The following is an 11,381-nucleotide window of genomic DNA, read 5'->3' as shown; positions in this document are numbered from 1 at the left end:
GGTAGTAAAAGTCTTAGAGAAGTTATTTAGTTCTTATATGTTGTAATTTATAGTTTTTATATAAATGAGAGTATAGGAGAAGATAATGTATTTAAGAACCCCATGCCTTTAGGCATGGGAGTATCAGTGAGAAGCAAAGAAGAGCTACTGTGGAAGCAGGCAAGTTAGCAGGTTTTAAAGTTGAGAGAATAATAAATGAACCTACAGCAGCAGCTCTAACTTATGGGATAGAACGTTTAGAAAAAAATGAATGTTTACTAGTTTATGATTTAGGTGGAGGAACCTTGGATGTGACACTTCTTGAGATGTTTGAAGGTGTTCTTGAAGTGAAAGCCAGTAGTGGAAACAACATGCTTGGTGGAAAGGATTTCGATGAAAAACTCATAAACTATTTAATTAATGATTTTTATGAAAAATATGATATTGATTTATCTAAGGATATAAAAGCAATGGTTAGACTTAAGGAAGCAGCAGAAACATGTAAGGTGAAATTAAGTAGTTTGGAAGAATATAAAATTATATTGCCGTTTATTGCGGATAAAGACAATGAACCACTTGCTATTGAAGCTATAATAACAAGAGAAGATTTCGAAAAACTAATAGAGGAACTTGTAGAGTCAACTAAGTCACAAATTGATATAGTTTTAAAGGATTCTGCGCTAAAGGAAGATGAAATTAATACAATACTTTTAGTTGGGGGCTCCACTAGAATCCCTTACGTCAAGAAATTTTTGCAAAGGGTATTTAATAAGGAAACGCAGTCGCTTGTGGACCCAGACCTTGCAGTGGTTATGGGAGCAGCAATTCAAGGGGGCATATTAAATGATGAACTTTCAGCGGAAACGGATATACTTATTACAGATGTTTGTCCTTATACCCTTGGAGTTCAAATATTAGATGACTTTAATGGAATGCCTATCCCTGATGGGTATAGCATACTTATAAATAGAAATACAACTATACCTGTGGCAAAGGAGCATGTGTATTACACTGCAGAAGATGGGCAAACGGAGGTAGATATTAAAATATATCAAGGAGACTATAAAAAGGCATCTATGAATAACTTTCTTGGTAATTTTAAACTTTCTGATATTCCTAAGGCTCCTGCAGGAAATGAAAGGATTGAAGTTAGATTTGCTTATGATGTTAATGGTATTCTTCAGGTGGAAGCAACTATATTAAGTACAGGTAAGAATGCAAAGATTACTATTGAAACCACTGGCGTGGAAATGGATAAAGAGATTGATACTGATGTTTGGGAAGAATCAGAAGGCTCAAGAAAATATCGTAGACTTATCAAAAAAGTAGAAAAATATATGAGTAGTAATGAAAATGAGGATAGCCGTGAAATGGATGATTTATTAAAAAAACTTAAAAAGGCTATAATTAATGGAGATAATGAATTAGCTGTGGAAATTGATGAGGAGCTTACTGATTGGATGTATGAGTTGGAGGCGTAATAATGCTTAAGAAGTTATCAAATATTTACTTAGTGGAAGGTTTAAAGAGTTTGCAGCAAAATAGGTTAACCACTGCACAAGCTAATTTTCAAAAGGCTTTTGATATTAGTAACGAAAATTGGGAAGCTTTGAATTTGCTTGGATTATGTCTATATACAGCAGCAAGTTTTAAAAAAGCAGAAGACTTATGGAACAAAAGTATTTATTTAAATCCAAATGAGAAAAATAGAGCATATCATTATATTGAAAACTTTAAGGGAAATGAGTTTATATTGCTTTGCGGCCTATATAACAAGGCTCTTAAATGCGCAAATGAAGGAGATTTTAAAAGGTCAGAAAAGTTTTTAAAAGAGGAATCTTTTATGAATTGTAACATAATCCTTTTTATAAATTTAAAAGGTCTTTGCATGTTTAAATTAGGTAAAAAGGGAGTGGCTGTATCATTATGGAAGCAGTCATTACTTATTGATGTGGAAAATCAAGAGGCATTAAAATATATAATTAGTAGTAGTAACGGAAAAGAAGAAAAAATAACTTTCAACTATTTAATTAGAAAAATATTAAAAATATCCTAAAGAATATGTGAAAAAAGGTGATATAAATGAAAGATTATTATGAGATATTAGCCATAACGCAAGAAGCTTCAAAGGAAGATATAAAAAGGGCATACTTTAAGCTTGTAAGAAAATATCCGCCAGATAGATTTGAAGTAGAATTTATGAGCATTAGAGAAGCTTACGAAACTTTAAGTAACGAACAAACAAGGAAACAGTACGATTCAATAAATAATCTAGGTTCTAATATGAAGAAGGAGTATTCTTTAGCAAAAACATATCTTGAAGAAGGAGACTTAAACAAAGCAATTAAGATTCTTGAAAATATGGCAAAAGCAGATTCGAAGATGCTTATAGTAAAAGCATTGTTTGCAGAGTCGTATTTGAAAAATAATAATAGTGGAAAAGCTGTGAAAATGTATGAAGAATTAACATTGGAGCAGCCAAAGAATGCGGCCTTTGCAGGGTATTTGGCTAATGCTTATTTACATAGAGGTTGGCAGAAAAAGGCTATTATCGCATACGATAGTGCAATAGAGCTCGATAGTGACAATATTTCCTTGTGGTTTGGACTAAGTGGAGCTTATATAAAAAATAATGAATATTGGAATGCCAGAAATGTTTTAGAGAATGCTTTGGATGTAGTTAAGGATATAGATTCAAGTACAACAATATACATAAAATTAATTATGATTGATATAAACTTTGGAGTGTTTTCCTCAATATATAAGTCTTTAGATAAATTAGCGGAGCTTGCAATAAATAATGATGAAGTAAAAGATAATGTTGCATGGACATTGTCTCATTTAGCAGAATATCTAATGCAAATGGGAAGAGAAGAAGATGCTAGAAAACTAATAGAGAAAGCAGCAGAAATTTTACCGGAAGATAAAGAAATGTTAAAAACTAAAAAGGAAATTGTTAACTATACTACATATATAAATGAATTTCATAAAATGGAAAGAGATAAAAAGATAAAACATGAGGTTGCTGCCCTTATTGCTATGGAGGTACTAACCAATAATGAGTTAGGATTAAATGATCAAGAAGAAAAAGAAGCGATAAAGCACTTTGAGGAATATACTGTATTGGATGAATACGATAAGTATAAAACTTCTATTAAAAAATTAGACAAGGATTATCATGTTTTATATGCTTTAAGGGCAGAGTTTTTTAATAAGATTGCTGATAGAATTGAAAGAATAAAATTACAAGGCGAGTATAAGAAACAGCTGCTTAAATATAGGCCTATACTAGAAAGATTTTTTGAACTTGATGATTATGATGATGAAGAAATAGATGAAGATGACTTTGAATATTACGAGCCACAGGAACCCATAGTACGAGAGGAACCTAAAGTTGGCAGAAATGATCCTTGCCCTTGTGGAAGTGGTAAGAAATATAAGAAATGCTGTGGAAAATAATAATAAGGTAAGAATTAGAACATTCATTACAAGTAAATAAATAAAATGTATAGTGAGGGATACCTCCCTAAATTTGTATAAATCAAATCTAGGGAGCCTTTTTTATAAATCAGTAAAATTAATTCTAGATATTTATGTTGACCTTTTAAATATTTTGGCTAATAATGTATATAGAATTGTAATTATTAGAAATCGCTTTCTACGAGGGGGATAAATATGCTAAATTGGAAGAAAACGAAATTAAGCTCTATTGATATTAAAGGCGAAGACAATACAAAGTATGACAATAATAAACAGTCCACATCTCAAAATAAACTTGCGCTTTTGAAACATAACCAAAAATGTATTGTAAATAAATTAAGTAACAAAATTGATGAAACTGGTTTTGCCACAGAAAATTTAATTGGTATTACGGACAATATTAATCAATATGTAGAAGTACAGATGGATTCAATTGAAAAATTAGTAAATGAGATTACTAATTATTCTGCATTAGCTGAGGAGGTACTTGCCAGTACCGAAAATTCAAAACAAATATCAGAACAAACCATGGAAATAGCGCAAAAAGGATGTATGGCTGCAGATAACTCTGTTAAAGCGATGACGGACATAGAACAATCTGTAGATGACGTAAAAACAGTCGTTATGGATCTTAACACAAAATCTGCACATATTAATGAAATGCTAAATATTATTAAAGATATTGCTAAACATACAAATCTTCTTTCTTTAAATGCATCTATTGAAGCCGCAAGGGCTGGAGAAGCGGGAAGAGGGTTTACTGTAGTTGCGCAAGAAGTTAAAAAATTAGCAGAACGAAGTGTAGAATCTGCTGGATTTATTTCTAAGACAATAAATGAGATTAACGATAGTATAAAACATATTATTGATGCTATGGATAAGACATCTGTAAAAGTAAAGGAAGGAAGTGAAATAGCTAATAACACAATGCTGGTTTTCCAAAACATTATAAAAGCAGTCCAAACTAGCACTGATGTAACAGCAGAGATAAACTTGGCGCTAGTAAATCAAACTCAAAATTTAGAGGATGTTATGACCTCCACAGAAGAAATGAACCACACGTCAGTGAAATTATTATCAATTGTAGAATCGGCATCTTTAAACACTCAATACACAAAAACATCTCTTAACATTTTAACAGAGGTTTCAGAAGATTTATTAGACATATCTGATAAATTGATTAAGGAAGTTCCATCCTCTACTAGAGAAGAAACCATTTTAAGGACCTGTTTATATGCTGCTCCACTTGGATTTGATCCATGTTTTGCAATAGATCAAGAGAGTGGACAAGTAATCGTAAATGCTCATGCTGGCTTGCTTACGATTGGTTCATCAGGTGAGGTTTCTCCCGGAATAGCAAAAAGCTGGTATGTAGAAGAGGACCATTTGACTTGGGTCTTTAATTTAAGAAAAGGTGCAAAATTTCATAATGGGCGCGAACTGACAGCCAGTGATATTAAATATACATATGAAAGAATTTTAAGCCCAAAATCTAAATCACCAAATAGTTGGTTTCTTGAGAATATAGAAGGTGCTACTCAGTATTTAAAAGGCATTGTTAAAGAAGTTGTTGGAATAACAGTATTAGATAAATATAGATTGTCTTTAAAACTTACAGTTCCATATACAGGTTTTTTATTTAATCTTGGACAATACTGTTGTTCTATTATTGCCAAAGAAGAAATAGAAAAAGGTGAAATCGTGGGCTGTGGTCCATTCATTTTAGAAGAAATACGGGTTGACGGTTGTACTCTAAAAGCATTTAAGGATTACTATGGTGGTGCTCCCTATGCAGACAAAGTTCAAATTGAGTTTAATCCGAAAAATGCAGCGGAAAAATTTTTAAATAATGATTATGATTTTGTTACTGCAGATAATAAAAGTCTTATGGAAAGCTTGAAAACCTCTAAATCTTCCTCTATTAAAATGAAAGATGTTATGGGAACTTACTATGTTGGCTTTAATTTAAAAAGCAATTCCGAGCTTGTTAAAGATCAGGATATAAGAAGAGCATTAAATCACGCTATTGATAGGAAAAGAATTATAAGTGAAGTTTTAGGTGGAATGGCTATTGAATCAAGGGGACCTTTTCCGCCTAGCATAATAGATAATAATTATTTGCCTATTTTTGATTACAATCCTAATATGTTAAAGAATCTTTTATCTAAAAAAGGAGTAGGCGCATCACAAAAGCTTAAGCTACTTATAAGGGAAGGTGACAGTGACACTGTATTTAACAAAATTGCTCAATATCTCCTTGAAGATTTAAGTAAAGCAGGAATAGAATGTATAGTTCAAAAGGTTCCTTCAGATAAATATTTCGAAAATATAATTAACAGTGATTTGTTTATAAGTAGATGGATTGCTGATACTGGCGACCCTGATAATTTTCTTCAACCTAATTTTAATTTGACAAATTATACTGACTTTAGTGGATATAATAATGAAGCTGTTTTAGAAATGATGAATACTGCTAAAGAAATATTAAATCCACTTAAGCGTATTAATAAGTACGAAGAAATTCAAAAGATGATTATCGATGAATGTCCATGGATTTCTCTATATCATCCTCAAGTTGCAATAGCAACTAATACTGGCGTATTTGGTGCAAGATTAAACCCTTTAGGAATAGTAAGATTTGAAGATATTGTTAAAGAAGAATAAATTTTACTTTGATAATAATCAGCACGAAGGCATAAGCCTTAACTAATAGAAAAGTAAAAAGGCATTAACTTATAACAGGGTTAGTGCCTTTTTTTCATGAAATAAATTAAAAACTTGCATTGAACTATTTCTTATCTTAGGGTCACACTAAATTTTCATGCTCATAAAAAATATTGGATTAATATGTGTTATTATGTATAATAAGTATTATTAGATGAATAAGGGGGACAAACATGAGAAAAAGATTACTAAGTATTATCTCTATTGTAGCTGTATCTTCTGCCATATTTTTTACGTCAAATACTGTAAGTGCAGCAATACTGCAAGATAGGTTATGGGGAAATGATAGGTACCAAACCAATTTTAAAATTGTAAACTCAGGGTGGACATCATCAAAATATGCTGTAATAGCAAGTGGGGATGGTTTTGCAGATGCACTATGTGCTGCTCCTTTAGCCCAACAAAATAAAGCACCTATACTTTTAACTGGCAAGGACACCTTAAGTACAGATATCAAAAGACAATTATTAAGACTCAAAGTAGAAAAAGTATTTGTTATTGGTGGAACTGGAGTTATATCTGATAATGTAAAATCCGAAATAGAAAGCATGGGCATTCAAACTACAAGAATATATGGACAAAATAGATTTGAAACATCTGTAGAAGTAGCTAAAAATCTAAAAGATGTAAGTGGAGTAGTGGTAACCACTGGTTATGGATTTGCAGATGCTTTATCTATATCTCCAGTTGCAGCACAAAAGGGGATGCCGATACTACTTACTAACAATGGGGACTTACCTGAAATAACTAAAAGTTTTTTAGCAAATAAAACTTTTACTGAAAGTTACATAGTTGGCGGAACGGGAGTTGTAAGCACTAAGATAGAATCATATTTAAATAACCCAATAAGACTTAAAGGCGACAGTAGATACGGCACAAATGCTGCTGTATTAAATTATTTTGCTGATAATTTTAGCTATGATAAAGTTTATGTTGCATCTGGTGAAAATTATCCAGATGCATTATCTGGTAGCGTATTAGCAGCTTCGAGTAACTCTCCTCTAATTTTAGTAGGAAACTCTATTAATGCTTCAATAATGTCTTCAGTAAAAGCTCAACATGACAAATATAAAAACATAATAGTTTTAGGTGGAACTTCAGTAGTTGCAGATAGGTTAGCAACTAATATTGTAAGTGGAGTTGTTGCTACAGCAACTGGCATTGTACTTAAAGATACAGACAAGCCGTTGATTTCTACTGGACTTGGAGATGCACCTAGTAATGAACTTTGGTTAATGTACTCTGATGGTACAGAAGAATTATTAGTTTCATCACATTCTGCTGAAGATATGAAGAGTGTAATTGCTTCAATCTTCAATCCACAGTTTTCACTTGACAAAAATAAAATTTATTTTATGTCTGAAGCTTGGGTTACCTCTGCCTCAGTACATGTTGTGGACGTGAAAACTAAAAGTGAACATTTCGTGTGTTCTGGAAATTACTTAAAGGTAATTCAAAGTGGAGCTTATGCTGGAAATTTAATTGTTAATCAGCATAGATATTATGGTGAGCCTAATTATGGCTCGTATGACGATTACTATATTGTAACTCCTAAAGGAGAAGAAATAACCGATTTGGGTGATAACCCCGAAGTTTTAAGCCAGTATGAATAATAATTATTATTAACAATTATCTAGCTCATTTATGTTAAGTTGGCATCAACTACCGCCTTTTTTAACATGAGAATCAATTATTAATGTTAATTCTACAATATGGGACATTACGGCAAAATATCTGACAAAATTAAAATAAAGTTTTCTGCAACACATAAAGTAAAGTAAAGTGTGTAAGGGGAGGAAAATGCATGGCAAGAATAGTTAGATGTCAGGCCGTAATTTTAAAAGATAATAGGATTCTTGTGCTTAGACAATACAATTACAAAAGACTGCAAGAATATTGGATGTTGCCAGGTGGAAATTTAGAAGATGGAGAAACAGAAGATAAACCAATCTTCCTTTCAATCGGCTACAGTAATTGTCATTGGTGTCATGTAACCTAAACACTGCAATTCACAAAAAAAGAAAGCCATTGAAACTCAATGGCTTAAGCTGAATTTTTACTAAGTTATTATATTATTTTACTCTTTTAATGTCCTTAGATATTTCTATAATTCTACTATCGTTATAGGAAACTTTCATACTTATACTATTTACATCTATTTGAAGTCTATCAATTTTATCATCAATAATTGTTATGTGTTCAGAATTATCTTTATATCCATCCAAAAGAGCATCAGTTGTTGGAATGAGCTTTCCGTCAATTCTTGCACCTAATTTTTTAACATCATTTTCAATAGTATCTAGTCTACTTTCAACATTACTAAATTGTTTAGTGTGACCTTTTACTTCAACATATATTTTTTCTAACAATTCAAACATTTTATTCTCATCCATATTATCACCTCTTAGTTATATAATACATCAATATTATAAAAATTTATAGAGTAAATTAATATTATTGTATTATAGAGTATTAATTTATATGCTCAATTATACTTATTTATACATAGAGAACTTGGAAAGTTATTAAGTAATAGAGTTTTAAAAGAATCTATCTATGAGTAACAATAAAATTAATGTTATAATCTAATACATCAATGTCATAGGCTCCAACTTTAAACATGGCTTGCTGTCTTGCCATATTGGGAGTGGTGTCATAAACCTTTGGAATACTCAAACGTAGTATCTTTAAGAACATATTTGTTATCTAAAAACTTATAAGTGATAACAACCTCACCAACAAACCCTGATGGGGATACTTGTGCTCCAACTCTAACTGTTAATATATTATTTTTTATATCATAGTGAGTCAAATTTCCAAAGCTGTAATTCACTAATATTTTTATCATTTTCTTAAGTTTGTATGCGTTTACTATGCAGTAAGGGTAGAATAATATGTTTAGCAGTTAATTGCGTCGTATTGCTCATTTTTTATATATTGTTCCTATGGAATTATATTCGATAGCATTTTTGGGCAAAGTAATAAAGTGAAAAATAAAAATATGAAGGGAGCGTGATATTATGCAGAAAGAAAATATGCATCAAAATGCCAATAGATTGGTTAATGAAAAATCACCATACCTATTACAGCATGCATATAACCCAGTAAGTTGGAATCCATGGTCTGAAGAAGCCTTTGCTGAAGCAAAAGCAGAAAATAAACCGATATTCCTATCTATTGGGTATTCATAACTGTGCAAAAAATCGACTTGTCATTGGTGCCATGTCATGGAGAAAGAATCCTTTGGAAATGAAGCAGTAGCAGCTATTTTAAATAAGTATTTTGTTGCTATAAAGGTAGATCGTGAAGAACGTCCAGATATAGATAGTATTTATATGACAGTATGCCAAGCATTAACTGGAAGTGGTGGATGGCCCTTAACGATTTTTATGACCCCAGATAAACAACCATTTTATGCAGGTACTTATTTCCCTATAGAAAGTAAATATGGAATGCCAGGGATAATTGATGTGCTAAATTCTATTGCAGAGCAGTGGAATGAGAAAAGAGAGGAGATTGTAAAATCTAGTGAAACAATAGTAGAGCATATAAAAGCAATTAATACTAAGGTTAATAGGGAGCAAATGGGGGAAGAAGAGATACATAATGCATATAACAGCTTCCAAAGTGTATTTGATATGAATTATGGCGGATTTGGTTCTTCTCCAAAATTTCCTTCACCTCACAATTTGAAGTTTTTATTATCGTATTGGAAAAACTATAATGAACCTAAAGCTCTAGAAATAGTGGAAAAAACATTAGAAGCCATGTATGCGGGTGGGATTTTTGATCATATTGGCTTTGGCTTTTCAAGGTACTCCACAGATGAGAAGTGGTTAGTACCTCACTTTGAAAAAATGTTATATGATAATGCACTTTTAGCGGCTGTATATGTGGAGGCTTTTCAAGCTACTGGCAATATATTTTACAAAGAAGTGGCGGAGAAAGTATTTACTTATATATTAAGAGATATGACCTCGCCACAAGGAGCGTTTTGTTCTGCGGAAGATGCAGATAGTGAAGGCATCGAGGGAAAATTTTATTTGCTAACCTTAAAAGAAGTGGCCTTAGTTTTAGGTGAACAATTTTATAAAACCTATTGTGATCATTACAACATAACTGGGAAAGGCAATTTTGAAGGAAGGAATATTCCAAATCTCATAGGCATGGATAGTAGTTCTAAGATAAATAGTGATTTACAGCAAAAACTAGAAAAAATGAGACAAAGGCTTTTTGAATATAGAGAGCGAAGAATTCATCCTTATAAGGATGACAAGGTATTAACCTCTTGGAATGGACTTATGATCGCATCGCTTGCATATGGTGGAAGGGTTTTTGATAATATCAGCTATATTCACCAGGCCGAAAAAGCTATGAATTTTATCTTAAGTAATATGATCAATGATAAAGGAAGATTGATGGCCAGGTACAGGGAAGGTGAAGTAGCACATTTAGGATATTTAGAGGACTATGCTTTTACAGTTCATGCTCTTATTGAACTATATGAAGCAACTTTTAATGTGGAATATTTAAGTAAAGCACTAGAACTTAATGAAGATATGCTTAAGTTGTTTAAAGATGAAGATCAAGGTGGATTGTTTTTATATGGAATTGATGGTGAAGAGTTAATAGTTAGGCCTAAAGATATATACGATGGCGCTGTGCCTTCAGGTAATTCAGTGGCTACTTTGAATATGTTAAGACTTGCTAGATTAACTTCTAATAGTAAACTCGAAAAAGAGGCATATGGCCAATTTGAAGTTTTTGCTTCAAAGGTTAAAAGTATTGAAAGCGCTCATGCTTATTTTATGACCGCACTATTATATAGTGTGGTATCAGGCAAGGACATTATAATTTCTGGAAAAGAGCAAGATGAACAAACTAAAGCTATGATTAAAGTAATTAATAGCACTTACTTGCCTTTTGCTACAGTAGTTTTAAATAAAGGTGATGAAAAATTAGATTCTATAAATTCTGAAATGAAAGCACATAAACCCTTGCAGGGGAAAACTACTGCTTATATTTGTGAGAATTTTAATTGTAAAGAGCCCATTACTGATATACAGAAGTTTTCACGGAATATTAGTTGACAACAATATGCTATTGGTAATATAATATAGTGTATTATGAAATAAATATATAGTAAATAAATTCTGTGAAGAGGACAGTACTTTCTTATTATTCTTAAAGCGAGCAAG

General features: G+C 31.8%; 8 protein-coding genes and 1 pseudogene. 7 read left to right on the top strand and 2 right to left on the bottom strand.

The annotated features are described in order from the left end of the window. The first annotated feature begins 122 nt into the window (after positions 1-122). The 6 genes from ACREVU_RS14495 to ACREVU_RS14470 all read left to right on the top strand — a co-directional run bounded on the left by ACREVU_RS14495 (position 123) and on the right by ACREVU_RS14470 (position 8,182). Positions 123-1,460, top strand: coding sequence for an Hsp70 family protein (locus ACREVU_RS14495; RefSeq protein ID WP_431552320.1), 1,338 nt, complete (start codon positions 123-125; stop codon positions 1,458-1,460). A 2-nt stretch (positions 1,461-1,462) separates the two neighbouring features. Continuing rightward, a complete protein-coding gene (locus ACREVU_RS14490) occupies positions 1,463-2,035 on the top strand; it encodes a tetratricopeptide repeat protein (RefSeq protein ID WP_431552316.1) in 573 nt (190 codons plus the stop codon). A gap of 26 nt (positions 2,036-2,061) precedes the next feature. Continuing rightward, positions 2,062-3,438: a tetratricopeptide repeat protein gene (locus ACREVU_RS14485; protein ID WP_431552315.1), complete on the top strand. Its 1,377-nt coding sequence runs from the start codon at positions 2,062-2,064 to the stop codon at positions 3,436-3,438. A gap of 216 nt (positions 3,439-3,654) precedes the next feature. After that, positions 3,655-6,123 (top strand): ABC transporter substrate-binding protein, encoded by a 2,469-nt coding sequence (locus ACREVU_RS14480; protein ID WP_431552314.1) that lies wholly within the window; start codon positions 3,655-3,657, stop codon positions 6,121-6,123. A 233-nt stretch (positions 6,124-6,356) separates the two neighbouring features. Then, positions 6,357-7,796, top strand: coding sequence for a cell wall-binding repeat-containing protein (locus tag ACREVU_RS14475; protein ID WP_431552313.1), 1,440 nt, complete (start codon positions 6,357-6,359; stop codon positions 7,794-7,796). 191 nt (positions 7,797-7,987) lie between these two features. Continuing rightward, a complete protein-coding gene (locus ACREVU_RS14470; protein WP_431552312.1) occupies positions 7,988-8,182 on the top strand; it encodes a DUF255 domain-containing protein in 195 nt (64 codons plus the stop codon). Positions 8,183-8,255: 73 nt separating this feature from the next. Here ACREVU_RS14470 and ACREVU_RS14465 read toward each other — a convergent pair whose 3' ends face one another. Both ACREVU_RS14465 and ACREVU_RS14460 read right to left on the bottom strand, forming a co-directional pair. After that, complete coding sequence (locus tag ACREVU_RS14465) at positions 8,256-8,576, bottom strand: hypothetical protein (protein ID WP_431552311.1); 321 nt, start codon at positions 8,574-8,576, stop codon at positions 8,256-8,258. A gap of 260 nt (positions 8,577-8,836) precedes the next feature. After that, positions 8,837-9,031: a hypothetical protein gene (locus ACREVU_RS14460; protein ID WP_431552310.1), complete on the bottom strand. Its 195-nt coding sequence runs from the start codon at positions 9,029-9,031 to the stop codon at positions 8,837-8,839. A 172-nt stretch (positions 9,032-9,203) separates the two neighbouring features. On the opposite strand from ACREVU_RS14460, the pseudogene ACREVU_RS14455 reads away from it, so the two are divergent. Then, positions 9,204-11,273: pseudogene (locus ACREVU_RS14455) on the top strand (thioredoxin domain-containing protein). The last annotated feature ends 108 nt before the right edge of the window (positions 11,274-11,381 follow it).

This window comes from Clostridium sp., from assembly GCF_050717535.1.
Classification (GTDB): domain Bacteria; phylum Bacillota; class Clostridia; order Clostridiales; family Clostridiaceae; genus Clostridium_AD.
Note: the sequence above shows the minus strand (reverse complement) of the source record. Positions and strands in the feature narration are given on the sequence as shown.

Excerpts from the sequence above, each read along its gene's own strand:
- ACREVU_RS14490 (WP_431552316.1), top strand. The coding sequence starts at position 1,463 with ATGCTTAAGAAGTTATCAAATATTTACTTAGTGGAAGGTTTAAAGAGT.
- ACREVU_RS14485 (WP_431552315.1), top strand. The coding sequence starts at position 2,062 with ATGAAAGATTATTATGAGATATTAGCCATAACGCAAGAAGCTTCAAAG.
- ACREVU_RS14480 (WP_431552314.1), top strand. The coding sequence starts at position 3,655 with ATGCTAAATTGGAAGAAAACGAAATTAAGCTCTATTGATATTAAAGGC.
- ACREVU_RS14475 (WP_431552313.1), top strand. The coding sequence starts at position 6,357 with ATGAGAAAAAGATTACTAAGTATTATCTCTATTGTAGCTGTATCTTCT.
- ACREVU_RS14470 (WP_431552312.1), top strand. The coding sequence starts at position 7,988 with ATGGCAAGAATAGTTAGATGTCAGGCCGTAATTTTAAAAGATAATAGG.
- ACREVU_RS14465 (WP_431552311.1), bottom strand. The coding sequence starts at position 8,576 with ATGGATGAGAATAAAATGTTTGAATTGTTAGAAAAAATATATGTTGAA.
- ACREVU_RS14460 (WP_431552310.1), bottom strand. The coding sequence starts at position 9,031 with ATGATAAAAATATTAGTGAATTACAGCTTTGGAAATTTGACTCACTAT.